The organism is Neolewinella xylanilytica (assembly GCF_002934605.1).
GTDB classification, from domain to species: Bacteria; Bacteroidota; Bacteroidia; order Chitinophagales; family Saprospiraceae; genus Neolewinella; species Neolewinella xylanilytica.
On sequence record NZ_PTJC01000005.1, the window covers coordinates 1,508,877 to 1,534,852 of the forward strand.

At 59.4% G+C, this 25,976-nt stretch carries 26 protein-coding genes; 15 read left to right on the forward strand and 11 right to left on the reverse strand.

What is annotated here, in order from left to right; all coding sequences use genetic code 11:
• The first annotated feature begins 1 nt into the window (after nt 1).
• From CLV84_RS05910 to queG, 3 genes are all read left to right on the forward strand, one after another.
• Nucleotides 2–973: a PorP/SprF family type IX secretion system membrane protein gene (locus CLV84_RS05910; RefSeq protein ID WP_104418801.1), complete on the forward strand. Its 972-nt coding sequence runs from the start codon at nt 2–4 to the stop codon at nt 971–973.
• A gap of 148 nt (nt 974–1,121) precedes the next feature.
• A complete protein-coding gene (gene porK, locus CLV84_RS05915; RefSeq protein WP_104418802.1) occupies nt 1,122–2,354 on the forward strand; it encodes a T9SS ring complex lipoprotein PorK/GldK in 1,233 nt (410 codons plus the stop codon).
• A 63-nt stretch (nt 2,355–2,417) separates the two neighbouring features.
• Entirely contained in the window at nt 2,418–3,359 is a 942-nt protein-coding gene (gene queG, locus CLV84_RS05920; protein WP_104418803.1) for a tRNA epoxyqueuosine(34) reductase QueG, read from the forward strand.
• Here queG and lspA read toward each other — a convergent pair.
• Nucleotides 3,356–3,916 carry a signal peptidase II gene (lspA, locus tag CLV84_RS05925; RefSeq protein ID WP_104418804.1) on the reverse strand — a complete coding sequence of 187 codons (561 nt, stop codon included), beginning with the start codon at nt 3,914–3,916 and terminating at the stop codon, nt 3,356–3,358. The genes queG and lspA overlap by 4 nt on opposite strands.
• 32 nt (nt 3,917–3,948) lie before the next feature.
• Complete coding sequence (locus CLV84_RS05930) at nt 3,949–5,295, reverse strand: thioredoxin-like domain-containing protein (RefSeq protein ID WP_211295180.1); 1,347 nt, start codon at nt 5,293–5,295, stop codon at nt 3,949–3,951.
• 182 nt (nt 5,296–5,477) lie between these two features.
• On the opposite strand from CLV84_RS05930, the gene CLV84_RS05935 reads away from it, so the two are divergent.
• Nucleotides 5,478–5,963, forward strand: coding sequence for a hypothetical protein (locus tag CLV84_RS05935; RefSeq protein WP_104418805.1), 486 nt, complete (start codon nt 5,478–5,480; stop codon nt 5,961–5,963).
• 2 nt (nt 5,964–5,965) lie between these two features.
• On the forward strand, nt 5,966–7,090 hold the full coding sequence (locus tag CLV84_RS05940) for a glycosyltransferase (RefSeq protein ID WP_104418806.1): 1,125 nt from the start codon (nt 5,966–5,968) through the stop codon (nt 7,088–7,090).
• 6 nt (nt 7,091–7,096) lie between these two features.
• Here CLV84_RS05940 and tsaD read toward each other — a convergent pair whose 3' ends face one another.
• Nucleotides 7,097–8,089 (reverse strand): tRNA (adenosine(37)-N6)-threonylcarbamoyltransferase complex transferase subunit TsaD, encoded by a 993-nt coding sequence (tsaD, locus tag CLV84_RS05945; protein ID WP_104418807.1) that lies wholly within the window; start codon nt 8,087–8,089, stop codon nt 7,097–7,099.
• 151 nt (nt 8,090–8,240) lie between these two features.
• Here tsaD and CLV84_RS05950 point away from each other — a divergent pair, with 151 nt between their 5' ends.
• From CLV84_RS05950 to CLV84_RS05970, 5 genes are all read left to right on the forward strand, one after another.
• Nucleotides 8,241–8,822 carry a hypothetical protein gene (locus tag CLV84_RS05950; protein WP_104418808.1) on the forward strand — a complete coding sequence of 194 codons (582 nt, stop codon included), beginning with the start codon at nt 8,241–8,243 and terminating at the stop codon, nt 8,820–8,822.
• Entirely contained in the window at nt 8,813–9,661 is an 849-nt protein-coding gene (locus CLV84_RS05955; RefSeq protein ID WP_170067590.1) for a DUF3822 family protein, read from the forward strand. Before CLV84_RS05950 ends, CLV84_RS05955 begins: the two co-directional genes overlap by 10 nt.
• A gap of 24 nt (nt 9,662–9,685) precedes the next feature.
• Nucleotides 9,686–10,228: an RsmD family RNA methyltransferase gene (locus CLV84_RS05960; protein WP_104418810.1), complete on the forward strand. Its 543-nt coding sequence runs from the start codon at nt 9,686–9,688 to the stop codon at nt 10,226–10,228.
• A 99-nt stretch (nt 10,229–10,327) separates the two neighbouring features.
• The gene (locus CLV84_RS05965) at nt 10,328–11,020 is read left to right on the forward strand and encodes an outer membrane beta-barrel protein (protein ID WP_170067591.1); all 693 of its coding nucleotides are present in this window, start codon (nt 10,328–10,330) and stop codon (nt 11,018–11,020) included.
• Between the two features lie 70 nt (nt 11,021–11,090).
• Nucleotides 11,091–12,623, forward strand: coding sequence for a GH3 family domain-containing protein (locus CLV84_RS05970; RefSeq protein ID WP_104418812.1), 1,533 nt, complete (start codon nt 11,091–11,093; stop codon nt 12,621–12,623).
• Between the two features lie 93 nt (nt 12,624–12,716).
• Here CLV84_RS05970 and CLV84_RS05975 read toward each other — a convergent pair whose 3' ends face one another.
• Nucleotides 12,717–14,204 carry a Na+/H+ antiporter NhaC family protein gene (locus CLV84_RS05975; protein ID WP_104418813.1) on the reverse strand — a complete coding sequence of 496 codons (1,488 nt, stop codon included), beginning with the start codon at nt 14,202–14,204 and terminating at the stop codon, nt 12,717–12,719.
• A 59-nt stretch (nt 14,205–14,263) separates the two neighbouring features.
• Between CLV84_RS05975 and CLV84_RS05980 the strand changes: the two genes are divergently transcribed.
• The 3 genes from CLV84_RS05980 to CLV84_RS05990 are packed head-to-tail and all read left to right on the forward strand — an operon-like array spanning nt 14,264 to nt 16,212.
• The gene (locus tag CLV84_RS05980) at nt 14,264–14,542 is read left to right on the forward strand and encodes a hypothetical protein (protein WP_104418814.1); all 279 of its coding nucleotides are present in this window, start codon (nt 14,264–14,266) and stop codon (nt 14,540–14,542) included.
• A gap of 3 nt (nt 14,543–14,545) precedes the next feature.
• Nucleotides 14,546–15,445, forward strand: coding sequence for a TIGR01777 family oxidoreductase (locus tag CLV84_RS05985; protein WP_104418815.1), 900 nt, complete (start codon nt 14,546–14,548; stop codon nt 15,443–15,445).
• Nucleotides 15,442–16,212 carry a TIGR03915 family putative DNA repair protein gene (locus CLV84_RS05990; RefSeq protein WP_104418816.1) on the forward strand — a complete coding sequence of 257 codons (771 nt, stop codon included), beginning with the start codon at nt 15,442–15,444 and terminating at the stop codon, nt 16,210–16,212. Before CLV84_RS05985 ends, CLV84_RS05990 begins: the two co-directional genes overlap by 4 nt.
• Here CLV84_RS05990 and CLV84_RS05995 read toward each other — a convergent pair.
• The 4 genes from CLV84_RS05995 to CLV84_RS06010 form a co-directional block, all read right to left on the reverse strand.
• Nucleotides 16,209–16,706, reverse strand: a complete 498-nt coding sequence (locus tag CLV84_RS05995) for a GNAT family N-acetyltransferase (RefSeq protein WP_104418817.1) — start codon at nt 16,704–16,706, stop codon at nt 16,209–16,211. The two genes, CLV84_RS05990 and CLV84_RS05995, sit on opposite strands and share 4 nt — an antisense overlap.
• Entirely contained in the window at nt 16,706–17,266 is a 561-nt protein-coding gene (gene hpt / locus CLV84_RS06000) for a hypoxanthine phosphoribosyltransferase (protein ID WP_104418818.1), read from the reverse strand. The genes CLV84_RS05995 and hpt overlap by 1 nt, the downstream gene beginning before the upstream one ends.
• A gap of 435 nt (nt 17,267–17,701) precedes the next feature.
• Complete coding sequence (locus tag CLV84_RS06005) at nt 17,702–18,232, reverse strand: hypothetical protein (protein ID WP_104418819.1); 531 nt, start codon at nt 18,230–18,232, stop codon at nt 17,702–17,704.
• 53 nt (nt 18,233–18,285) lie between these two features.
• Nucleotides 18,286–20,448, reverse strand: coding sequence for an outer membrane protein assembly factor BamB family protein (locus CLV84_RS06010; protein WP_104418820.1), 2,163 nt, complete (start codon nt 20,446–20,448; stop codon nt 18,286–18,288).
• A gap of 99 nt (nt 20,449–20,547) precedes the next feature.
• On the opposite strand from CLV84_RS06010, the gene CLV84_RS06015 reads away from it, so the two are divergent.
• Complete coding sequence (locus CLV84_RS06015; protein ID WP_104418821.1) at nt 20,548–21,723, forward strand: cystathionine gamma-synthase; 1,176 nt, start codon at nt 20,548–20,550, stop codon at nt 21,721–21,723.
• Between the two features lie 9 nt (nt 21,724–21,732).
• Here CLV84_RS06015 and CLV84_RS06020 read toward each other — a convergent pair whose 3' ends face one another.
• The 3 genes from CLV84_RS06020 to CLV84_RS06030 all read right to left on the reverse strand — a co-directional run bounded on the left by CLV84_RS06020 (nt 21,733) and on the right by CLV84_RS06030 (nt 25,248).
• A complete protein-coding gene (locus CLV84_RS06020; RefSeq protein ID WP_104418822.1) occupies nt 21,733–23,007 on the reverse strand; it encodes an aminotransferase class I/II-fold pyridoxal phosphate-dependent enzyme in 1,275 nt (424 codons plus the stop codon).
• A gap of 61 nt (nt 23,008–23,068) precedes the next feature.
• Nucleotides 23,069–23,782, reverse strand: coding sequence for an NUDIX hydrolase (locus tag CLV84_RS06025; RefSeq protein ID WP_104418823.1), 714 nt, complete (start codon nt 23,780–23,782; stop codon nt 23,069–23,071).
• Nucleotides 23,783–23,814: 32 nt separating this feature from the next.
• Nucleotides 23,815–25,248, reverse strand: coding sequence for a nicotinate phosphoribosyltransferase (locus CLV84_RS06030; RefSeq protein ID WP_245911389.1), 1,434 nt, complete (start codon nt 25,246–25,248; stop codon nt 23,815–23,817).
• 149 nt (nt 25,249–25,397) lie between these two features.
• On the opposite strand from CLV84_RS06030, the gene CLV84_RS06035 reads away from it, so the two are divergent.
• Nucleotides 25,398–25,760, forward strand: coding sequence for a hypothetical protein (locus tag CLV84_RS06035; protein WP_104418824.1), 363 nt, complete (start codon nt 25,398–25,400; stop codon nt 25,758–25,760).
• Nucleotides 25,761–25,976 lie beyond the last annotated feature (216 nt).

A 25,976-nucleotide genomic window follows, 5' to 3' on the forward strand; every position in this document is an offset into this window, starting at 1 on the left:
AATGACCCGCCAATTTTACCTACTTCTCTTGCTGTTGCTGGTCGGTGGGGCCGCAAGTGCGCAGCAATTGGGCCACTACAGCCTGTACTGGCTCGACCCCGTACAGTTCAATCCCGCCTACGCCGGCCTCGATAACAGCCTCAGCATAACCGGCACGTTCCGGGCCCAGTGGACCGGACTGGACGGGCAGCCCACCAGCCAGCGCCTGAGCGCTCACCTGCCCGTTTACTTCCTGAGCAGTGGCTTCGGGGTCGAGGCCGAACGCGACGAGCTCGGTGCGCGCAGCCTCAATCGCTTCGGGGCTACCTGGAGTTATCAACTGGTGACCTCTTCCGCCGTCTGGTCCGTCGGGGTCTCCGGACGCTACTACCAGATGAGCCTGGACGGATCGGCATTGCGCACTCCGGACGGCGACTACACCGAGCCCAATTTCGTCGCCCACAACGACGTATTGCTGCCCAGCGGCAACGAAGGTGCGGGCACGATGACCTTCGCGGCCGGCCTGTATTACCAGTCGGAAAGATTGGAGGGCGGCCTCTCGGTCCGTAATCTCACCGAAAGCGTGATCGAATTCCCGGGGCTGGATTACCGGTTGGGGCGCCAGTACCACGCCTATCTGCGGGCCCGCTTCGATTTTCTGCGGGCCTGGGAACTCAGTCCGCTCATCGGGGCCATGAGCGATGGCATTCAGCATCAGGTCACTACGGGGCTGATCGCCCGGTACGACGAAAATATTTTTGGCGGTATAGCTTACCGGGGCTACAATAATCAGACCACCGATGCCATTTTACTGATGGCCGGCCTGAATCTCAGCGACAAGGTATCGTTGGCTTATGCCTACGATCTCACGCTCTCTGAATTACGCACCGTTCAGGACGGTAGCCACGAGTTAACTTTGAAGTACAATCTCCGGCAACGGATCGGCGCCGGTGTGCCGCCGCCGATTATCTTTAACCCACGTACCAAACAATGATGATCTATGTCGGCTCCCCGCAGATTCAGTGCCATAAACTGTTAAATTGGCTTGCGGTTCCGCACTTGTGATACTAACTATGTTTTACCCTACGTTCCCCCCTTATACACCCCGCCCCTTGAAAACGAGGAAAATTCCGGTTTTGCGCATGAAAAATCAATTAAACACTTTTCTAGCCGTCCTGCTTCTGGGCTTGACGCTGTCCAGTTGCGGCGGTAGTCGGGAAACCGGCGAACTCGTCGGTACCCTTGACCGGCCTACCTGGAAGGGCGTGCAGCCCTACGGTATGGTCTACGTTCCCTCCGGATTCGTCCACGTCGGCAATAGCGACCAGGACATCACCGGAACCTTTATCCAACGACCGAAAGCCGTTACGATCAACGGTTTCTACATGGACGATACGGAGATCTCCAACAACGAGTATCGCCAGTTCATGGATTGGGTTCGGGATTCCATCGCCCACGTCATTCTCGGTGACGTAGACGAGAACGGCAACATCGACTGGGAGCTGCCGATCGACTACGGCGACGAAACCCTCTCGGAACTCTACCTCGAAGAGTATTTCGCCGGCAAGAAGCAGGTGAACACCAACCTCTACGAGTACACCTACAGCGAAGTCGACTGGACGGAAGCCGCCCAGGCCCGCCCCCGCGGCATCGACGGTCAGGGAATTACCGACTACGTTACCGAAAAGACCGTCAACGTCTATCCCGATACGCTGGTGTGGGTCCGTGATTTCGCCTACGCCTACAACGAGCCGATGGCCCGCGTCTACTTCAGCCACCCCGCTTACGACAATTATCCGGTTGTCGGCATCGACTGGCACATGGCCCGCGCCTTCAGCCACTGGCGTACCACCCTCTGGAATACCTACAACGAAGACGCCCTCATCGAGAGCTTCCGCCTCCCTACGGAGTACGAGTTCGAATACGCCGCCCGCGGTGGCAAGGAACACGCCCCATACCCCTGGGGTGGCCCCTACGTCCGCAACAGTAAAGGCTGTTTGCTGGCCAACTTCAAGCCCGGTCGCGGTAATTACGCCGACGATGGCGGTTCCTACACCGTGCCCGTCGACGCCTACTACCCCAACGACTACGGCCTTTACAACATGGCCGGCAACGTAGCCGAGTGGACCATCACCGCCTTCCAGGAAAACGGTACCAGCTTCATCCACGACTTCAACCCCGATATCCGCTACAACGCCAAGGACGACGACCCCGTCTCCTACAAGCGGAAGGTTATCCGCGGCGGCAGCTGGAAAGACATCAGCTTCTACCTGCAGAACGGTACCCGGACCTTCGAATACCAGGATACCACTAAGTCTTACGTCGGCTTCCGCAACGTGATGTCCTTCACGGGTCGCTCGATCAACGACTTCTAGATAATTTCAAGCGCTTAACTTTAACGGCCGCTCCGGATTTCCGGGGCGGCCGTTCCGTTTTCCATGGACCCTACCTCCTTAGCCAACCTGATCAAGCAGACCGCCTACGACCTGGGCTTCGGCTTCGTGGGCATCGCCCGCGCCGAACGGATGGAGCCCGAGGAGCGACGGCTCGAAGCCTGGCTCGATGCCGGCCACCATGGCCAGATGCATTGGATGGAAAATCACTTCGATAAGCGGGTAGATCCGACCAAACTGGTACCCGGAGCTAAGTCGGTGGTTTCCCTGCTCTACAATTATTTCCCCGCCGACGATACCCCCAGCAGGGAGGCTCCGAAGGTAGCCCGGTATGCCTACGGCGAGGATTACCACAAGGTCGTACGCGGCAAGCTTCGGGAGCTTACCGGACGCTTGGAGGAGGCTATCGGTTCCCCGATCGACGGGCGGGTGTTCGTAGACAGTGCCCCCGTACTGGAAAGGGATTGGGCGGCGCGCGCGGGTGCAGGGTGGATCGGTAAAAACACCCTCCTCCTCAACCCCAAGGCAGGATCCTACTTCTTTCTGGCGGAAATCATCAGCGATCTCCAACCGGCTACCGATTCCGCGATACGCGATCATTGCGGCACCTGTACCCGGTGTATCGATGCCTGCCCGACGGATGCAATCAGTCCGCAAGGGTACCTCGTCGACGGCAGCAAATGCATCAGCTACCTCACCATCGAGCTGAAGGAAGCCATTCCCGAAGAATTCCGGGGCCGGATGGAAGGCTGGGCGTTCGGTTGCGATATTTGCCAGGAGGTTTGCCCCTGGAATCGATTCAGCACCCCACACCGGGAACCGGCCTTCGAACCCCACGCTGATTTACCCGGCATGGGGCCGCGGGAGTGGACGGAAATGACGGAGGACGTATTCCGGCGGGTTTTTCAGAAATCAGCGGTCAAGCGGACCAAATTCACCGGCCTTCGCAGAAATATCGATTTTTTGGATAAGGGCGGATCGGACTAACGGATCGTGGATTCCTCGTCCCGCGGCTCCGGTTGGAGGCTGGTAGTTGCTTCGGGAGCCGCGACGGTTTCCCGCTTTTCCGGCCGCAACGCGAAGGGGAGCATGATAAACATACCGGCCATGATGGCCATATCCGCCACGTTAAAGATGCCGGTCTGCAGTCCGAAGGCCTTCAGGTGAAGCATATCCACTACGTGACCGTACAGCAAGCGATCCACGATATTGCTGAGTCCGCCACCCACGATCAGCGACAGGGCGATGACTTGCCAGGCGTTCAGCAGCTTTTCGCGGAAGATGTAGTACAGGAGGGCGATCAGCAGCAGGGCGGGAAACAGATTGAGCAAGACCGGCCGCCAGAAGTCATTCAGTCCCGATCCGATACTGAGAAATGCTCCGGTATTATGGACGTGGGTCAGGCGGAGGATGCCGTCCAGGTAAAACTGATCGGGTTCGCCCTGCAGGTGCTGGGTGGCGAGATATTTGGTCCATTGGTCGAGACCTACGGTGATCAATACCACTACCAGTACGGAAAGGAGCCGGGATTTAAATGTTTTCATCGGGACAAAGTTAGGGCATACACGACTGGCGATTATTTAACGCCCAAAACCTCCGCCAGCTTGCGCTCCAGTTCAGGGCCGCGGAGGTTGCGGGCCAGAATGTTGCCTTTCCGGTCGAGAAGCACCGTTTGGGGAATGCTGGTCACCCCGTAAAGCTGGCCGTATGCGCTCCGCCAACCCATGAGATCGGAAACGTGGAGCCACTCAAGCTCGTCATCGGCGATGGCTTGTTCCCACCGGGCCCGGTTGTCGTCCAGGCTTACCCCGAGAATTTCGAAGCCCGCTCCTTTGAACTTGTTGTACATCCGCACGACGTTCGGATTCTCCCGGCGGCACGGGCCGCACCAACTCGCCCAGAAATCGAGCAGCACGACCTGGCCGCGCAGGCTTTCCAGACTGAGGGAATCGCCACTTGGCGTCAAGGCCGTAAAGTCCGGAGCCTCGGCACCGATGATGTAGGTACGCAACACGTCGGTTTGCTGCTTCATGGATGCTACGGCCGCGGGGTACAGATCGGCGAACTCCGCGGCAATGCTGTCGGCCAGGGGTTGGGTAGCCGGGTGCCGTTCGGGAAGCATGGCGGCCAAGGCTCCGCTCCGGGCGAGGAAACGCGCGCGACTGCCGACGGGCCATTTTCCGGTTTTTTCCAGTAGCAACGGGGCGAGTTGGTCGGTCGGTATTACCCGAAGGATCTGGTTGCCGAAGGTGCGGTAGGCTTCGTAGGTCCAGGCCAGGTCGTTAAAACCGGGGTCGGAGTAGTCTACGAATTGAAAGTAGGTCTCCAGGTAGTGCTCCAATTGGGTAGGAAATTGGTCGAGATCCGCCGAATAGTGGCTGAGGTAGGTATTGAGACTGGCGATTCGGCCGAGAATGGGGAATTGGTTTTTTAGTTCGTTTACCAACAGTTCTTTTTCCCGGTCCATTTCCGCCATGGCGATCCGGCCTTCTTCCCGCACCCGTTCGTCCTGAATGACCTCGATATCCTGCTGGAGGGTCTGGTAGCGCTCGTCGAATTCCTCGAAGCGTTTTTTTAGCCGATCGTAGGCCTCATTGACGGGACTATCGCTTACCGATGCATTTCGGAAGTCTCCGCAGTTGCCGGTGATCCGAGCGGGTTGCTCACCACCAATAATCAGGGGGCGTAGGTCTTTCGGCTCCGTGCCCAAGTACCGAAAGACCGGTTCCTTTAGCTCCAGCGAGGCGGTGTACACGCCATCGGCCGCCCGATCAAGTTGGTGGACCGGCACAAATCCGAACCCCGTAAAGGCGTATAGCTGAGGCGGGGTTGCGCAACCGCTAACCTCGGCGGTCAGGGTAGGGGACTGTTGGGCAGTTAAGCCAAAGGACAAAAACGTCAGGAGAAATAGGAACCGCTTCATCCGGCAAATTTACGGGATATATCCACGGTAGCCTTCTGGTGATCGACCCGTTTCCGACGCGTAGCCAGCAAAGTGCCCGGATTGGGCGGGGATTCGTCCGGAGAATGTGTGCTTCCGCCGAAAAAGGTGTCCGGCCGCGCCATCCTACCCAACCGGGTCAGGGGCTGGGCCGTTTACCCCGTATGGCAACTTACCGCTCTCCCTTCGACCGTTCACCGATCGCTACCATCATTGGTATCGTCATTTCCGTGGCGGTGCTGTACGTTATGTTCTCGATCGTAGGTTGGGTCATTTCCTTGCTTTACCGCTATAGCTGGCTGATCTTGATCGCTGCGCTCGTTATCGATTACCGGGTCGTGCTGGATTACCTGAAGGGCCTCAAGCGGCTATTCGACCGAAGCCCCGTGTACGGTTTACTGGGCGCCGCCGCTACCGTAGCCTTCTACCCCCTGGTCTTCCTGTATTTTCTCGGCATCGCCCTCTTCAAAAAGAAGGTTAAAGAAGCCAAGCAGGAAGCGGACGTCCGTCGTAACGGCCAGTGGGTGGATTACGAGGAGGTGTCCGAAGAGCCGATGGATATCGATACCGAATATCGGGAATTGCCCCCACCGCCATCGCCCCAGCCCCGTCGCCGGGAAGAGGGAGACTACGACCAGTACTTTAAGTAAGGTTGGCTTGGTTTTGTTACCTGCCGCTCCTGATCGCCGCCGCGTATACCGTCTGGCAGATCGGGAACTTTCAACGCTGGGCGACGGGGCTGTCGATTTCCCCTGACGCCTTTGCCCGTTGCCCCTCCATTGCGGTCCTCGTCCCGTTCCGGAACGAAAAAGACCACCTTCCCGCCTTGGTCGAAAGCCTGTACGCCCAGCAGTATCCCGGCTACTTCGAGATCCTGCTGATCGATGACCACTCCACGGACGGGGGCGCGGCGACGGTGGCACCCCCCGGTGTACAGCTGCGTACGCTACGGCTCGCCGATTACCCCGAATACATAAACCGGGCTGCGTACAAGAAGTCGGCCCTGACCCTCGGGATCGACCAAGTCGATTGCGAGGTGATCGTTACTACGGATGCGGACTGTCAGTGGTCTCCAATGGGACTCACTTACCTGGGAGAAGCCTTCGCCCGTGGCGCGGATGTGGTGTTGGGACCCGTGCTAGTAGATCCGGTCACCGACTACAGCTCGGCCTTTCAGGCGCTTGACGTGCTGGGGTACCAGCTGCTAACCGGCGCGATGGTGCAGGCCGGGGTGCCGGGTTTGGCTAACGGGGCCAACTTTGCTTTTCGAAAACGGGCCTTTACCTCGGTGAGTGGCTATCGGGGGGTCGATCATCTCCCCTCCGGCGACGATGTCTTGCTGCTGCATAAGTTCGTGGCGGCCAAAAACCTCTCGATCCGCTACGTCGGACGAAAGGAAGCAGCGGTGACGACCCTGCCGGTGGAAGGCTGGCGGAGCGTCTGGTATCAACGCCTTCGATGGGCGGGTAAAGCCGGCAACTACGCCAGCCCCGCCCTGACCTTTGCGCAGGGACTTGCTTTCGTGACTTCCGCGTCCATTGTCGGCTGCCTTCTTCTCGGATTGGTAGATTGGCGGTTCGCGGGGGTCGGGTTGGGTGCGTGGACCCTCAAATCTGTAGTTGATGGGGTGCTACTAGGTGCCATCTGCCGGCACTACGGGCAAGCGGCGCTGATGCGGTGGTACGGATTCGTTCAGTTAATCCATCCGTTTTACTTGGTGGCCGTCGGTACGGCCGCGCTGCTGGGGGTAAAAGTGTCGTGGAAGGGGCGACGGTAGACGCGGTCAGAACCTAGCGGCCGGAGCGACCGCTTGACTGGTGAACAGTCCCTGGGCGTATTTAAACGCAGCCGTGACTCCGATCATCGCGGCGTTGTCCGTGCAATATTCAATCTTTGGGACGAAGGTTTCCCAGTCTCGTTTGCGCCCCTCCTGCGCCAGGCGCCCCCTTAGTTCACTGTTGGCGGATACGCCTCCCGCAAGCGCGACGCGGTGCAACCCCGTCTGTTCGGCGGCGGCTACCAGTTTGCGGATCAGGGTAGCCACAATGGCTTCCTGGACGGAGGCGCAGATATCGTTGAGGTTGTTTTTGACGTAGTCGGGCTCGGCTTCGACCCGTTTCTGGAGGGTATATAAAATACTCGTTTTCAGACCGCTGAAACTAAAATCCAGTCCGCCCGGATCCGGTTGAGCGAAATCGATGGTTGGCTTTCCCGCCCGGGCGAGCCGGTCCAGTTCGGGGCCGGCGGGGTAGGGGAGCCCGATCAGCTTGCCGGATTTGTCGAAGGCTTCGCCGGCTGCATCGTCGATGGTCCGCCCGATAATCTCCTGCTCTAGGGCGGAGTGAACCACTACGAGCTGGGTGTGTCCGCCGGAAACCGTCAGGCAAAGGAAGGGGAAGTCGGGTTTGGGGGCTTCGGCGAAGTGGGCCAGGACGTGGGCTTGCATGTGATCCACCTCGATGAGGGGGATGTCGAGGGCCAGGGCCAGGGCCTTGGCAAAACTGACCCCCACCATGAGGGAGCCGATGAGGCCCGGCCCGCGGGTGAAGGCGACGGCATCCAGTTCCGAGGCTGTCCGTTCCGCCCGGCGGAGTGCCACGGAGACGGTGGGCAGGATATTCCGCTGGTGCGCGCGACTGGCGTGTTCCGGAACCACGCCTCCGTACTCGACGTGGATGGCCTGGGTGGCGGTGACGTTGCTCCGTACCCGGCCGTCTTCCACTACGGCGGCGGAAGTGTCGTCGCAACTCGATTCGATGGCTAGGATGAGGGGCATGGGGGAAGATTCGGGTGTTAAATAACGCACGAATCGTTCGTCCGTTGCACCAAGCTGCCGGTGCATTGCATCTACCGGCTACAGATTTTTGCTCCGGCGGGTCAACGCCTTGGAGGAAATGTTTTATACTTGCATAAATTAACTGCTCACGATGCGCAAATTATTCAGTCTGGCCTTTTTGGTACTAGCCTTCTTTTTGGGATGGCTGCTGTACCGTAGTATTGAAGAACCGATCACCTTCGCCGACGAGCGAGCGGTGCGGCAGGATGCCGTTGCGGAACAGCTGATGGTTATCCGTACGACCCAGGAAATGTACCGTGACATTACCGGCATGTTCGCCCCTACCTTCGATACCCTGAAGCAGGTACTCCGGGAGGGTGAGTTTCTGGAGGTCCGGATCCTGGGCGACCCCGACGACGCTGATTTTGACCCCGCGACGGCTTACGATACCATTTACCGGCCGGCGATCGATAGCATCAATCGACTGGGTATCGACCTCGACCGCCTGGAGTACGTTCCCTTCACCGAAGACGTGAAGTTTGATATCGCCGCCGATACGATCGACTACCAGTCTACCAAGGTGCCGGTCGTCCAGGTCGGTATCCCCTACAAGGAATTCATGGGGCGGTTCGCCGATGCCCGGTTCCAGCGGTACGACCAACGCTACAATCCCAACGCCCCCATTAAATTCGGCGATCTCAGCAAGCCCAGCTTGGCCGGGAATTGGGAGTAAGTAACTATAATATTACTTCCGCCGCTTTCCAGCGGGAGCGCGCGCAGGATTACGAACTGTCCATCCTTACGGGGATGGACAGTTTTGCGTATACCCTTCGGGATCGTACGGAAAATCGGCTTCTTGCCTACCGGTCGTATTCCTTCGGGCGCGATGAGCGGGCGGATTGGTCCGCCGCTATCGTCCGGCTGGTGGAGGAAGACCCGCGATTGAATGGGCTGCATCACGGAAAAACCTTACTAGCGTGGGACACTCCCGTGCTCACCCTCGTGCCGGAAGCGCTATACTCCCCCGGTAACCCCAGTGCCTATCTGGAACAGTTGACCGTTATCGGACTGGAAGACGAGGTGCGCCACGAGCACTTCCACGAGTTGGGCGCCGAGCTTATCTACGCCGCCCGGCGCGATCACATCCTCGCCGCGGAGCGGGAGTTGCATTCGCTGCGCACCCAACACGTTGCCGGCGGGCTATTAACGGCCTGGTCGCTTCGCTCCCGCAGACTCGCTCACCAATCCGTGTCCTGTTCGGTAAGGGAAAATCGCTTGTTTATTGCCGGACACGATAGCGGGGCACTGATCTTCTACAACACGTTCCGGTACGATACCAGCCATGATGCCGTCTACTACCTGTTGCTGGCCTACCAGCAGTGCGGGCTGACGCCGGACCGGGTGCCGCTCTACCTGAGCGGGGAAGTCACGCTGAATAACGAACTCTATAACCAGTTTTACCGCTACGTAGAGGATATTCGGTTTAGCACCTATCCCACACCGCCGGCGACGCCTCCCGAGCTGGCCGGGATACCTTCCCACCTGTATTTTGACTTGCTCTGTCTCGGTTGATCAGGGCCCTTTAGCTTCGTTGTTATGCGCATCATTTCCGGAAAATTCAAGGGGCGCCGCTTTACCCCGCCCGCCGACAACTGGCCCACGCGGCCTACGACGGATTACGCCAAGGAAGGCCTGTTTAATCTCCTGAACAACCGACTGTATTTTGAAGACCAGCGGGTGTTGGACCTCTTCGGAGGAACGGGGAGCCACGACTACGAGTGGATCAGCCGGGGCTGTTGTGACGTGACGTACGTAGACAAGCACGCGCCGGCGGTGGCTTTCGTTAAGCGTACGGTTGCGACGCTGGAGGTGGAGGAATGCATCCAGGTTTTCCGGATGGACGTATTCAAGTTTATCGAGCGACCCGCACCCCAACCCTACACCTACATCTTTGCGGGCCCGCCTTATCCCCTACCTAACATCCCCGAGCTGCCGGATCTGGTGTTTGGAGCCGGATTGCTGGCCGAAGGGGGGCTGTTTGTGTTGGAACACAACCCGCACCATGATTTTACCGCTGACGAACGCTGCACCGAAGTACGCAAGTACGGCAAAACGATTTTTAGTTTTTTTCAAACGTAGACCGCCGGTGGCCGTCGGTTGGCGGACGGCGGGGCACGAATAATTCGGCGCTCCGATAATTTGCACTCCGCGGTGGCGGTTTAAGGGAAAATGGACACTATGTATCGCTTACTTCTTGTTTGCTTACTCCTTTCGGCGGGGCTTGCGGCGCAAACGCTGGAGCGGAGCTACGGACTGGAACTGACGCCGAACTACGCCAGTAGCCGAATCACCCGTGGAAACAACATCACCTTCTCCGAACTCGAAATGCTGGATAGCCTGGAAAGTGGGGCGTACGGATACGGTGCCGGGCTGGTCTTCGAAAACCGGGTGGATCGCATCGGGTACACCACGGGGCTGCGGTATACCCGTACCGGTTTGGAACGCCTGCAGCGGCCCCTCGAAGGGGGGAACCGAACGTACAGCGAAACGGTTGCGGCGCACTATCTCGCCGTTCCCTTTGACGTCAATTTCTATCAGGACGTGACCGATGCCGACCGGGTGCTGTTCACCCTGGGTGCGGGTTTGCAATACCACTTGGGTACCCGGACGCGTCGGACGATTTACGAAGGAGACCGGGAGGTCGAGAACGTGGATCTCGATAACAGTGCGACCGACTACCGTCCGTTCGTGGTTTCCTTTTCTACCGCGGTCGGGTACGACCGGAAGCTGAGCACTGACTACGCCCTTCGCTTCCAGCCGTATTTTCAGTTTTTCCTGAATGGGAATCTGCGGGAGACCAATGACCTGCGCGCTAACCGCAACTACTACCAGGTCGGACTTCGGTTGGTAGTGCGCAGATTGTTTATCTAGCAGGCGAACGCGGCATGGACAACCGCTGTTTGGGAGGCACTACCCTTACCTCATCTCAGCCTCCCTTTATATGGCCTTTTTCGGACACGTTATTAAAGCCCTGATCCAAACCAAGCATACGCTGCTTCCCCACGAACCGACGGATCCGGAGGCGGCCCAGGAAGATCAATTGCGCCATCTCCTGGAAACGGCGAAAGACACCGCGTTCGGTAAGTACTACAACTTTGCCCGTATCCTGGAAGCGGAAGACATCCGGACAGCGTACCGGGAGGAAGTACCCCTGTTCGACTACGATGAGATGAACGAGGAGTGGTGGAGAAAGCAGCGCCACGACCCGGATATTACCTGGCCGGGCCGTCCGCGGTTTTTTGCCCTGAGCAGTGGTACGACCGGAAAGAAGAGCAAGCGGATACCGGTTACGGACGAGATGCTGGAGTGTACCCAACAAGTAGGTCGCGCCCAGGCGGAATGTCTGGCAAACTTCGATTTCGACGCCGATCTCTTTGAAAAGGATATTCTGATGCTTTCTAGCTCCGCTCAATTGCGGGAACGCGATGGCTGGCAGGAAGGCGAGATCAGCGGCATTAACGTCAGTAACATGCCGGAATTCATGGAAGGCTTTTACAAGCCCGGCCTGGAAATCGCGCAGATCGACAACTGGGACGAGCGGGTGCAGCGCATTGCCGAGGAGGCCCCCAAATGGGACGTCGGCGCCCTGGCCGGCATCCCCTCCTGGATGGTGATGATGCTCCGTAAGGTCATTGAACACAATAAGCTGAAAAACATCCACGAGATATGGCCCAATCTGGCCATCTACACCACCGGTGGCGTTGCCTTCGAACCCTACCGACAAACCTTCGAATCCTTGCTGGCGCATCCGATTACGATCATGGATACGTACCTGGCCAGTGAGGGCTTCTTTGCCTTCAACGCCCGGCCGGACACCATGGCCATGGAACTGGCCCTGGACCACGGGATGTATTTCGAGTTCGTTCCCCACGATGAGCGGGGTTTTGACGAAACGGGTACGATTCTCAAGAAACCGATGGTCATTGACTACCGGGATGTCGAGGAAGGCGTCGATTACGCCCTGATCGTTTCGACGCCCGCGGGTGCCTGGCGGTACATGATCGGCGATACCGTTAAGTTTACCGACCTGGAACGGATGGAGATGGTGATCTCCGGGCGCACGAAGTACTTTCTGAACGTGGTGGGCAGCCAGCTCTCGGAGGAGAAACTAAATACCGCCATCGCGGATCTAAACGAGAAAACCGGGGCGACGGTAAAGGAATTTACCGTCGGTGCCCTGAAGCGGGAAGAAGACGGCGAATACGTCCACCAGTGGGTATTGGGGTTAGAGAACGGAGAGCTGGATGCGGAGGAAGCCAAGTCCGTCCTCGACTCCCACCTCCAGGAAGCCAACAAGAACTACAAAGTAGCCCGCCAGAAAGCCCTCAAGGACCTACGCGTCCGGGTAGAGCCTGCCGACCGGCTATACGCCTTCCTGGAACAAACCAAGAAAAAGGGCGGTCAGATCAAGTTTCCCAAGGTCATGCCGGAGGAGAAACTGCAGGAGCTGCTCAGCTTTCTCAATAACTCGTAAACTTCCCGGGTAACTGGTGGCGGGTCGTCGGACCAAGGTTCGTCCGACCATTACTCGTCCGACGAAAACTCGTCGGACGAGTAATGGTCCGACCTACACGAAGCCAAGGATCAGGTAAAGCGCCGCGGCAATCCCCCCCGCCAATCCGGCGTAGGGAAGTTGGGTTTTGACGTGGTCGATATGGTCGGTAGCACTGGCCAGGCTGGAAAGGATGGTGGTGTCGGAGATCGGGGAACAGTGGTCGCCAAAGACCCCGCCGCCGAGTACCGCCGCGATCGCCATGAGGACGTTGGCATCCATCTCCCGCGCCATGGGTACCGCAATCGGGATCATGATGGCAAAGGTACCCCAGCTCGTACCCGTGCTGAAGGCGATGAAGCAAGTAACCACGAAAACCAGGAAGGGGACCAAACCGGGCGATAACCACCCGCGGGCCAGCTCGGAAACGTAGATGCCGGTTTCCAATTGCTTGCACAGCGCGCCGATAGCGAAAGCCAGTAACATCAATAGGGCGAGCGGAATGAGTCCGGCGATGCCCTTCAGCACCAGGTCGACACTTTCGCGGATACCAAAAATGCCCTGGGCTTTGTAAATGGCAATCGATACCAGGATGGAAATCGAGACCGCGGTGAGGACGGCCGTCGATCCGCTTCCGCTGCCGATCGACTGGAACAGCATGGCACCCGCGCCGGCGTCGCCCCCCAACAGCTCCCGTGCGTCGGCCCATCCCGTATAGGCCAGCATGAAGGGCATGCACACGACCATGACCACGATGGGTACGATCATGTTGATGGCTTTCGGCTGCACGCCTTCTTTCGCCTCCACGCTGGTGAGTGACTCGTCCACCACCGGCGTGGCCCCTTCGTTTAAGACCTTCCCTTCCCGCGCCCGCCGCTCGGCCTTTTTCATGGGGCCCCACTCGATGCCCGTGAGTACCACCACCGGTACCAGGAAGAGCGCCGCGAAGGCATAGAAGTTATATCCCAACGCCCGCAGCATGGTTCCGAAGGGATTGGCGAAACCCTCGGTAGCCAGTAGCGTCATGATGAAGGCTCCCCAACCATTGAAGGGAATGAGGATAGAACTGGGGGCGGAAGAGGAATCCGCGATGTAGGCCAGCTTCTCCCGACTGAGCCCCAGCTTGTCGAAAATCGGCCGGTACAGCGTGCCTACGGTCAGTACGCTAATGCTGGATTCGACGAATACGACGGTGCCGGTCGCCCATGCCAGTAGCTGGACGACGGTGCGGCTGGAACCGTCCTTTCTGCGCTCGTACTTAACCAGGCGGCGATCGATGGCCTCGATAAATCCGTTAACCCCGCCGCTCCGCTGCATGAATACGATGAGTGCCCCCACCAGCGCGCAGAACATAATGGTGCGGGTATTGCCGGCGTCGGCGAATACATCCACCAGTCCCTGGAGGGTATCGAGAAAGCCGATCCACACATTGCCACCGGAAAGGATCACGTATCCCAGGAAAATGCCGACGAAGAGGGAAATGAACACCTGCCGGGTGGCAATGGCCAGGACGATGGCGATGACGGGAGGGAGAAGGGTAAGGAAGCCGAGCTGTTCTGCCATGTTACAAACCTAAACATTCAGCGGGCAATCCACGCTTAGCATATAACAAAACGAAAATTATGGCTACCACGATCAAGACCGTCGACCAAAACCTTATCAAAGCCTTCGCTAACGCCCGGAATGGCTTACCCGCCATGATCGATCAGAACATGGACGGCTACAACAGCCAGCCGCTGCGCATCCACTTTGACGATGTCGACAACGACGACGATTTCGATATCAACCCCGTAAGTTGGGAAGTCTTCTTTACCGAAATGCGTAACCGGGAGCTCGCTTTCGCCTACGAAGAGGACGGAGACGATCCCTATTTCTACGAACTCGTACCCGCCAACGCCTAACCAATGGACATCGTATTGATTGGCGGGGGAAGCGGATTCATCGGTATGCACCTATCGCGCCGGCTACGGCGCGATGGCTACGAGGTCCGCCACCTCAGCAGAACGGTGAACCCGAAGGCGACCTTCGCTACCTACCACTGGGACGTCGAAGCCCAAACCATCGACGATCGGGCACTGGATGGCGTGGACTACGTCATCAACCTCGCCGGTGCCGGTATCGCCGATGCGCGTTGGACGGAAGAACGGAAAGCCCTGATCATCAAAAGTCGGGTCGAAAGCACGCGGCTGCTGGCCCGCCGTTTTGCCGAGGGCAACCGGCGCCCCAAGTTGTATCTGTCTGCCAGCGCCGTCGGCTACTACGGCGACCGGGGCGCGGAGTGGCTGACCGAAACGGCGGAACCCGGTTCGGGCTTTCTCAGCAAATCCTGCGTGTTGTGGGAAGAGGCCGTGGCGGAGATCGACCGACTCGGCATTCCCACCTTCGTCAACCGCACTGGTATCGTGCTACACCCGGAAGAAGGGGCGCTGGAAAAAATGCTGTTGCCGCTCAAGGTATGGACCTCAACCTACTTCGGGAACGGAGAACAGTACTACAGCTGGATCCACGTCGAGGACCTGGTAGGCATCTACGCCTACGCCCTCGAGCACCAACTTACCGGCGTGTATAACGGATGCGCACCTAACCCCGTCCGAAGCAAGCAACTCGCGCAGTCGCTGGGCCCCGCCCTCGGCAAAAAGGCGGTAGTCTTGCCCGCACCCGAGCCGGCCTTGCGGGCGGCCATGGGAGAAATGAGCCATACGGTGCTGGATAGCGCCCGTTGCTCGGCGGAGAAGATCGAGCAAGCGGGCTACCGATTCGCTTACCCCGAGTTGAGTCAGGCCCTCGAACAGTTGCTGGGGTGATCCTTACGTACGATGGGACCTTTGCCGGACTACTCTCCGCCATCTTCGAAAGCTACCGGCTAAAGGCGGATGTCGTGGATATCATCCCCGAAGACCGGTACCAAGAGCAGCTTTTCTCTTCGGCCTCCTACGTGCCGACCAATACGGCGCATGCATCGCGCGTGTTGAAAGGACTCCAAAAACATAGTGGCAACCAGAAGATCGGCGACTTCCTCCGGCGAACGTACCTGACCGAGCAGCCCGAGGTGGAACGGCTGATTTTATATTTCGTCCACCGACAGATGGAGGTACGCGCCCTTGACATTAGCAAGGATGCGGGCGACGACCGGGTACGGCAACTCCTGCGTTTGTCGCAGCAGATGGGGCGGGAAATCCACCGGATGCACGCCTTCGTGCGATTTCAGCAGACGCCGGACGGGATGTACGTCGGCCTCATCAACCCCGATTTCAATTGCCTGCCCCTCATCGGCGATCACTTCGCCGCCCGCTACCCGGCCATGGAGTGGCTCATTTACGATACCCGGCGGCATTATGGCCTGCACTGGAATCAGGAGGACAAAAAAGCGGCCTTTATCACGTTGGATTCCGGCCAGGACGGGCGGTTGCGCCGGCTGTCCGAGGAAATGCTCGACACCCGCGAGACGGACTACCAGGAGCTTTGGCAGACGTACTTCCGTGCGGTGGACATCCCGGAGCGGAAAAACCTGAAGCTGCACCTGCAGCATGTACCCAAACGCTACTGGAAGTACCTGACGGAAAAAATCTAGGGTGCCGAAGGGGTAAGGTCCCTGATCATATAGCGGTCACAAGCCGAGTGGCCGGTGTGGCCGAGGGGTGCATCCAGGGGGGTGAAACCGTACTTGGCGTATAGTTTTGCGGCCGTCGTCATGCCGGCCACCGTCTCCAGGTACATCTTGGAGAAACCGTCCCGGCCGGCTTCGGCCAGGCAATGCTCCAGGAGCTGCTTACCACCCCCGTGACCCCGTACGTCGGGTAGTAAATACATCTTTCGCAACTCACAGACCTCCGGTCCGGAAGCATGGAGTGGCGCATATCCACCCGCGCCGACGATCTGTTGGTGGCTATCGACTAGCACGAAAAATGCCGAACGGGCTTCGGTGTAGGCCGAGAACATATCCGCTAGTTCGGGATCGTTGATGGAGTACCCGTCTCCGGTACAGTGGAATTCCGTCATCACCGTTTTGATGAGTCGGGCAACGGCGGCATTATCCTCCGGTTGGATCGGGCGCAAGTGGAGCATCAGTAACGTTCGTCGAGTTGGTAAATGGCGGGTAGCTGTCGACCGAATCCGTCGTAATCGAGGCCATAACCTACTACGAATTTAGTGGGAATGGAAAAGCCGATCAAGTCGACCGGTACGTCCACCCGCTGGGCCTCGGGTTTGTGCAGTAGGGTGACCAGGAGAATGCTGCGAGCGCCCATCTCCCGGAGGACCGGCAGGAAAGCCTGCATGGTGAGTCCGCTATCGACAATATCCTCGATGAGTACCACGTCCCGGTCGCGGATCAGCTCCGGTTCCGGGGCGAGCAACAATTGCACCTGCCCGGCCGACTCGGTGCCGCTGTAGCTGCTGGTGCGCACGAACGACACCTCCCCGGCTAAACCGCTGGCACGCACCAGGTCGGCGGCAAACACGTAGGCCCCCTTCAGCATCACGACAAAGGTCACGTTGCCCTGCGGATAGCGGGCGGCCACCTCCCGGCCCAGCTCCGTCACCCGCTGGCGGATCGCTGCTTCGGACAAGAAAGGGCGGAACGGAAGGCCGTGAATGAGGATGGTGTCAGCGCCGGACAAGGACATATTAGCTTCGGTTTTACGATGCGAAAGGTGGCGATATTTTAGGACCCGCCCTGGCGGGCGGACCGTGTTAATAAATCACCGCAGGCAAAATCAGAATGTAGCACGGAATAGGAAGGGGTTGAGAAATTATAATTTTACAATTGTCATATTGACAGATAATTCTCCGGAATGACGATGGTTATCTTTTGTGAAAAGACTGTTGCACCAACAATTTAATCGGCTGAATTTGGCAAAACCAAATTATAATATTACGATACCGAAGATTGCCGAAATAACGGAATTGCATCCTTTTTGCCGTTTGGCTATGAAATTCCCGATGATTCCCCCTTATATTTGAATGAGCACGCGGTTAAGCTCGCTTTACCACCGCGAAAATTAATTTGGTTTTATTTGGTTAGGGCTGAGGTGGTGCTGTGGTGGCACTGCCTCTTTTTTTTACCAGGAAACCGCGATATCGGCGTCCAGGTCTTTCCCGAAGCGGTTCGTTTGCTCGGTCCGCATTCGGTAACCCCGGGCGGGCTCGTAGATCAGTCGGTGCTGCCCTTTGGACAACACCGTTCCCGTCCGCCGGATAATTTCAATATGAACGGGAACATTGTCCTGGCTCACCACCCGCAGCCGGCGGGTCTGCATGCTGCTATCGAGGGCGGTATAGGTGCGGATCAGGGAGTCGCCCCGCGCTTCCCGCTCGCTGTGGTACTTATCCAGCCAGGCGGGTTTGTTGATGTCCGCCTCCCGAAAGACGCGGAGGTCGGTGGCGAAGTTCAGGTCGGTCATTCGCTTGGTTTCCGTGGTTCCGTTGAGGGTGATCGTCTTGGTCACCTCCCCACCGGCCGCCTGGAGGCTGTCCACCTGTCGGTTGATGTAAGCGGTCAGGTCGAAGTAGGGGTCGCGCGCTAGGTCCTCCTCGACTTCATCGGCAAAGCAGGCAGTAAGCAAAAGTAGGAAGGGCAAATAGCGAAGCATGGGGAGGGAGCCTTTCCCTAAATAACGCACCAATACCGGAATAGTCGACCGCCTCAGTCGGGAAGGGCGAAGGCCACGTAGCGGTCACCGGAATCGGTGCCCAGTTTGCCACCCCCGCAGGCGATGACCACGAACTGCTTTTCGCCCGCTTGGTACACCGCCGGAGTAGCGTAGCCCGCGGCCGGTAAAGGAGCCTCCCAGAGCAGCGCGCCGTCACGGGTGCGAAAGGCCCGTATCTTTTCGTCCAGCGTCGCCGCGATGAAGACCACCCCGCCGGCCGTAGCTGCCGGTCCGCCGTAGTTTTCGCTACCCGTATTGCGGATTCCCCGGTCTACGAGGTCGGGGTATTCTCCCAGCGGTACCTGCCAGGCGATCGTGCCCCGGTCCAGGTCCAGCGCAGTCAGCGTACCCCAGGGCGGGGCCGTGATCGGGTGGCCATCGCTGGTTTTTAGCCGGGTGTATCCGTCCATAATGTAGGGGTAGGGCCAAACACCTTCCCCGCTGGCTTCTTTTTTGTCGCTATCCGTCGGTGCCGGGCGGGCGCCGGTAGCTTTCGCCTCATCGAGCTGCAATAGCCAATCGGTTACGGCCCTTACCTGATCGTCGTTCAGCCAGCTGACCGCCGGCATCGCGCCCCGGCCATTACGGATCACGTGGCTTACCGCGGGTCCGTCGAGTCGTTGAGATAACCCGCGCAGGGAAGGACTTTCAAAAACGCCGCCCCCCGCCCGGTCCGCCCCGTGGCATGCCTGACAAGCGATCGCGTAGATCTCCTGTCCGGCATCCGCTCCGGCCAATCCCGCTACCGGGTTCATCTTCAGCATCCAGGGCATTTCGTTGGCGTTGACGATAAACAGGCGCTCGGTGGGGGAGTAGGCGCCGCCACCCCATTCCGCCCCGCCATCGAAACCGGGAAAAAGGATGGTGCCGGCCTCGCTCGGTGGGAGAAACGGACCGCCGAACCGACTTTTAGCCAGCAATGCCCGCGCCTCCGTGTTCCTGGCCGTATCGTAGGGGTAGAGGTCTTCCGCGGAAAGGTGTTGCCGGGTGAAGGGCGGCGGCGCGGTCGGCATCGGTTGGGTCGGACTGGTGTATTCGCCCTGCAGCTCCGAAGCCGGGAAGGGCCGCTCCTCCACCGGAAACAGCGGCTCGCCGGTTTCCCGGTCCAGCAGGAATAGGTATCCCCCCTTGGTGGCCTGGGCTACGGCGTCGACTTCCGCGCCATCGTGCTCCACGGTGATCAGGACGGGCGGGGCGGGCAGGTCGCGGTCCCAGATGTCGTGGTGAACGGTCTGAAAGTGCCAGCGGTAGGCGCCGGTGCGGGCATCCAGGGCCAGCACGCAGTTTGCGTAGAGGTTGTCGCCCGGTCGGTTCCCCCCGTAGAAATCGTAGGACGCGGAGCCGGTGGGTACGAACACGATTCCCCGCTCGGTATCCAGGCTCAGTCCCGCCCAGGAGTTGGCCCCGCCGGTCAGGGGCGATAGGGGTTCGGGCCACGTATCGGCTCCCGCCTCGCCGGGGTCGGGCAGCGTACGGAACGTCCAACGCAGGGCGCCGGAGCGCAGGTCAAACGCGCGGATGTAACCCGGAGCCGCCCCCAGATCTTCACTCACCCGCCCCCCGATGATGAGCAGATCTTCGAAGATGATGCCCGGGCTGGTGGCGATGACGAATTGCTCCCGCGCCCCGGCGCCCAGGCCCGTATGCAGGTCCACCCGGCCACCTTCTCCGAAGGTGGTTACCGGCGTTCCGTCCTGGGCGTCGATGGCATAGAGAAAGGAGCCGGCGGGGTAATAGATCTGGCGGTCGTCTCCGTCGGTCCAGTAGCTCAGCCCCCGGTTCGTACCCATCCCGAAGAGATCGTCGTGAAAGACGGCCGGGTCGAAGGTCCATAATTCAGCCCCCGTAGCCGCATCCACGGCGAAAGCCTTCAGTTTCGGGTTGGTACCGTACAGTATCCCGTCGATCACCAGCGGATTGCACTGGATTTGGCTGCGGTTCAGGGAGTCCGCATCCCCGGAGGCGTACGTCCAGGCTACCGCCAGCCGGTCCACGTTGGTTGTGTCGATCTGCGCCAACCCGCTGAACTGGGTCGTGCCCGGGTCGCCGAGGTAGTGGCCCCAGTCGGCAACCGGCAATTCTCCGGTTTCCGGCGACGTACAGCCCGCCATCACCAGGGTGGCGACGGCGAATAACAGTTTCGGTACGCTTTTCATGGAACCAAGATGGGGAATATTCCGCTACCCCCACCGCACCCGCGCCCCGGCGCCCCAACCTTAACTCCGTCGATCTGTTTGAATGCCCAAATAAGTACTATGAAAGCCGCCCCAGATGCCAACTTCGCGACTCAGTGTATTCACGGAGGATTAGAGCCCGACCCCCAGACCGGATCGGTGATGACCCCCATTTACCAGACCTCCACCTACGCCCAGTCCGCCCCCGGCGAGCACAAGGGCTACGAGTACGCCCGCACGGGAAACCCCACCCGCACCGCCCTCCAGAATAACCTGGCGGCGCTGGAAAAGGGCAAATTCGGCATCTGTTTCAGTAGCGGTTTGTCCGCCATGGACGCCATACTCCGCACCCTGCGTCCGGGCGACGAAGTACTCGCCAGCGACGATCTCTACGGCGGTAGCTACCGGCTCCTCACCGCGGTGCTCGGCAACTTCGGCCTGAAGAGCCGCTTCGTGGACATGCGCGACACCGATCAACTCGCCGGGCACATCACCGAGGCCACCAAGCTGCTGTGGATCGAGACGCCCACCAACCCCATGCTGAACATCGTGGATATCCAAGCGCTGACCGATTTGGCCCGCGACCGGGGCATCCTGACCTGCGTCGACAACACCTTTGCCAGCCCCTACCTCCAGCAGCCGCTCGAACTGGGAGCCGATATGGTGCTGCACAGTGCCACGAAGTACCTCGGCGGCCACAGCGACGTGGTGATGGGTGCCGTTATTACCCGTAACGAGGAACTGGCCAAAAAGCTCTACTACCTGCAGAATGCCGTCGGCGCCGTGCCGGGTCCTCAGGATTGCTTCCTCGTTCTCCGGGGCATCAAGACCCTCCACCTGCGGGTGCAGCGGGCCTGCGAAAATGCCAGGCACATCGTCGAGGTGCTACGGCAAAACGACCTAGTCGCTAACGTGTACTACCCCGGACTGGCCAGTCACCCCCGCCATGAGATCGCCGCCAAGCAGATGCGTGATTTCGGTGGTATGGTGAGCTTCGACCTCAAGGAAGATACCCAGGAAGCCGCTACCCAGGTGATGCAGAATACCCACTACTTCACCCTCGCCGAGAGCCTCGGTGGCGTTGAAAGCCTCATCGGCCACCCCGCCTCGATGACCCACGCCAGCATCCCCCGGGAACAACGACTTAGCGTCGGCCTCACCGATAGCCTGATCCGCCTCAGCGTCGGGGTAGAAGATGGCGAAGATCTGGTGAAGGACCTGGAAGGGGCCCTCACCAAAGCCATGGCGCTGGCGTAGACCGCCGGGTTACGTACGGTCCGAGAAGAAAGCTTGCAGGCGATCCATCGCTTCCCGCAGAGCCTCCGGGGAGACGCCGCTGTACACGATGCGGAACCAGCCGGCGTCCGGTTGGCCGAGTCCGCCCGGCGCCGTGAGGAGGACGCCCGTTTCCTCGAAGAGTTGCTGCCAGAGGCTCTGTGCGGCGTCCATGTTGGGCTCGGACAGAAAGCCGGAGAAGTCGGCCCACACGAACAAACTCCCCCGGGCGGGAGTGTAGGCTACGTCGATGGCGTCGAGGGATTCCGTGACGGTGCGGTAGGCATCGGTCAGTAGCCGTTTGTTGCGCCTTTGAAAATCGGCGATCCATTCGCCATCATTCAACAGTTCGGCCAGCAGCCACTGGGTGATGTTACTTACCTGGTGGGGGGCGTTGAAATTCTTATACGCCCGGCGCATTTCCTCGTTTCGAGTGTACAGCAGCCCGACGCGGAAGCCGGAAATGCCGAAGTCCTTGGAGAAAGAATACCACCAGTGGAGGTAGGGGCTGTTCATTTCTTCCAGCAGCGGCAGGAAGGAAGTGTAGGCGGATTCGTTGGGAATTCCGTCCACCCCACGTTCGAACTGACTGAGGGCATAGATTTCGTTCACGACAAGGTGGATTTCCTTTTCCGTACACCATTTGGCCATGGATCGCAGCTGATCGTCGGAGTAGATCGCACCGGTTGGATTATCGGGCTGGGTGAGGATCAACAGCCGGAATTTATCGCCCAGGTGATCCAGCGCCGCTTCCAGTTCCTTGATGGAAAGGGGGTGAAAGGCGGGTCCAAAATCTTGCTCGTAGTGGCGGATATCGTAGCGCCGCAGTCTGGCCTTGTTGTGCAGGTCGGGGGCGTAAGCCTGGTAGGCCGGAGCCGGAAAGACGGCGTAATCTTCCGGTCCACCCAGCACCATGGCACTTACTTCCACGACGGCCGTTGCTCCCGCGCTCACGCAAAAATGATCGGCCGAGAGTTGCTGCCCGGCGATGTGGCGACCTACGAAGGCAGCTACGGCCTCGCGGAAGTCGGGCGCGCCGGCCAGCTCCGTATAGGCCGCTACCCAGTCCGGCCAGTCTCTCTCGGCCGCGATGGACTGGAGCTTGTCCCGTAGCGTAGGCCACTGCAACAGGTTTTCGGCGATGCAGAGGGGAATGGCACCGTCGGTGTTATCGGGCGCGTAGGGGTTGGCCTGGGCTTTTTCAAAGAGTTCGAAATCGGGCCGGAGGGGTTCCTGTGCCTTTTGGGCGCCTCGTTTGGATAGCATACGCGGGTTTTTGTGGTCTGACGTATCGTTCTACCAGTGGGCGGCCCAAAAGTTCGGCGGTTCAAAGCTCAAAGTCCAGGGCGCGGCGCAGGACGGCCGAGTCGCGTTCGTCCACGAGCTTGCGGTAGCGCGCTTCGTTGAAGCGGTAAAGTAGGGCCGGTCGGTGGGCCACGTTCTCCTGCTTGCCCACTTCCTCGAGGATGCCGGTTTTCAAAATGCGGGTGCGAAAGTTGCGCTTATTGAATTCCGGGACGCCCAGTACCGTCTCGTAGAGCCGTTGCAATTCGCCCAGGGTAAACGCTTCCGGCAGCAGTTCGAAACCGATGGGCTGGTAACGCACCTTGGCGCGGAGGCGGGCGGTGGCCAGGTCGATGATGCCGGCGTGGTCGAAGGCCAGTTCGGGAAGTTCATCCAGGGAGAACCAATCGGCGCGGGTGGCGTCCGATGCCGCGTTGGTCGGGTGGTTGCCGAGGTTGACGAGGGCGTAATGGGCTACGCTGATCACCCGACCGCGGGGGTCACGCCCCGGCTGGCCGAAGGTGTAGAGTTGCTCCACGTAGATATCCTTCACGCCGGTTTCTTCCTCCAGCTCCCGTAGCGCGCTGACTTCCAGATCTTCATCCATGTCCACGAAGCCGCCCGGTAGGGCCCACTGTCCCTTGAAGGGCTCGCCGCCACGTTGAATCAGCAGTAACTTGAGGGTCTGGCCACCGTCGTAGCCGAATACCACGACGTCAACGGTGACGGAGGGGCGGGGGTGTTTGTAGGTGGGCACGGGTAGAAGGTTTACGCGTTACGGTGTTGGGTTTATGCTTTTTGCCGGAGCAGCTCCGCTTTCTCGGCCTCCAATTCGGGGCTTAGGCCGTACCGGAACCGGTTCCAGTCGATTCGCTCCCAGTCAGACCAGTTTTTTTGCGCCAGGGCGCGGGAGCGGTGTAAGTCGGGAAGGTCGCTAACCCGGGATCCATTTCTGTATACCGGCTGGAGTGCCGGCTGGCAGGTTCCGGAGAGGGAATGGACCTTGCCGTTCGCAATGACCGAATTGCCGGGCTCGCCGGATAATTCGTTGAAAAGCTGGCTGCCGACGGGCTGCTCGTCCCGGTAATAGCGGCGAATGGCCAGTTTGCCCGGGTTGCTGGATTTTTCGGCGGTTTCGGAGCGTTTGATTTTTGATTGCCAGTTACCGGTGGTGTCCTGGATCGCGGAGAGCTTGTATACGCCTCCGAGTGCCGCCTGGTCGTGGCCGGTCACCAGCCGGGTACCGATGCCCCAGATGCTGATCTTGGCTCCTTCCGCCTTCAGCTCCCGAATGGCGTATTCGTCCAGGCTGTCGCTGGCAACGATCCGGGCGTCGGGAAAGCCGGCTTCGTCCAGCAGTTTACGGGCTTCGATGGAGAGCTGACCGAGGTCGCCGCTATCCAGCCGGATGCCGTTCATCTCGTGGCCGCGTTCCCGCAGCTTGTTGCCTACCCGGATGGCGTTACGCGTTCCCTCCAGGGTGTCGTAGGTGTCGACGAGGAAAATGCAGTTTGCGGGCAGGGCCTCGGCGTAGGCGTCGAAGGCGGTGAGTTCGTCCGGGAAAACCATTACCCAGCTGTGGGCGTGGGTGCCCCTCACCGGGATATTGTAATACCTCCCGGCCCAGACGTTACTGGTGGCGTCGCATCCTCCGAGGTAGGCCGAACGGGAAGCGGTCAGCCCCCCGTCCAGTCCCTGCGCCCGCCGGAGCCCGAACTCGAGTACGGTATCGTTGCCCGCCGCGGCCTTGATGCGGGCGGCCTTGGTGGCGACGAGGGTGGAGAAGTTCATAACGGTTAGCAGGGCGGTCTCCAGCAGCTGGACCATAATCAGCGGCCCTTCGATGCGCAGCAGCGGCTCGTTGGGGAGCACGATTTCCCCTTCCGGGATGGCGTCGAGATCGCCGGTCCACCGCATCCGTTGCAAATAATTTAAAAAGGGCTCCTTGAACAGGGCCGAACCGTCGCTGCTCTTCAGCCGGCCGAGGTACTGGATATCGTCGGCGTCGAAGCGGTAGTTTTCGATCAGGTCGATGGCCAGCGGCAACCCGGCGGCCAGCGCGATGCGACCGTCGAAGGGAGCCGTGCGGTAAAACAGGTGGAAAATGGCCCGGCGCTCGTGGATGCCCTGGTCGTAGTACCCCGCGGCCATGGTCAGCTCGTAGAGGTCGGTGAGCAGACCGAACTGGGGTCGGTAGATCCGCGAGAGGTGGGAGAGGGCCATGGCTTAGTTTATGTGCTAAACTAAGTCGGGGGGGCTAAATATGTTCAATCCGCTGCTTCGATGCGACGCGTGCCTTTTGGAGGACAGGAAGATTTTTCCTAAATTTCTGGAGTACGGTGCCCCGTTTGGACGCCACTAATTATCCACCTATGCCCACCGATTATACCGTCTCTAAGGGGATCTTTTACTGGGCCGGGACGTTTTGCGTAATCGCCGCCCTGTCCCTGTCCTTTTCCGCGGATGCCCTATCTGCGACCTTTACAGGCTACGACCTTGCCATCGGAACCATCGGCCTGGCCATCGTTGGCTGCCTGCTTCTATGGCGTAACCAGGCCGGGGCACCGCTGGAAAAACACCTTGCGTTCGGAGTACAGGTTACCCTGTTTTGGGGGGTGGTCCTGCTTCCCGTTGCCCGGGTTCCGGACTGGTTGCAAGCCTTCGCGGTGGTTTGCTGCTTGGCTGCCCTGGCCGGTCTGGGATATGCGCGTTACCGTGACGACCTGGTTAGTTGAGCGCGGGCGCAATGGCGGTTGCCGGCCGAAGGCCACTGAAGCATACACTATTCACCACTAAAATCTTCGAAATGACCCGTAACAAGCCGCTTCATCGCGCCCACCAAGCGAAGTGGATTCCGATCGGACTGTGGGGTATTGCCGCGGTCATATTGCATTTCCCGGGCGTGGCCCCCGCCATGGAAATACCGCTTTTCACGGCTGCCTGTTTGCTTG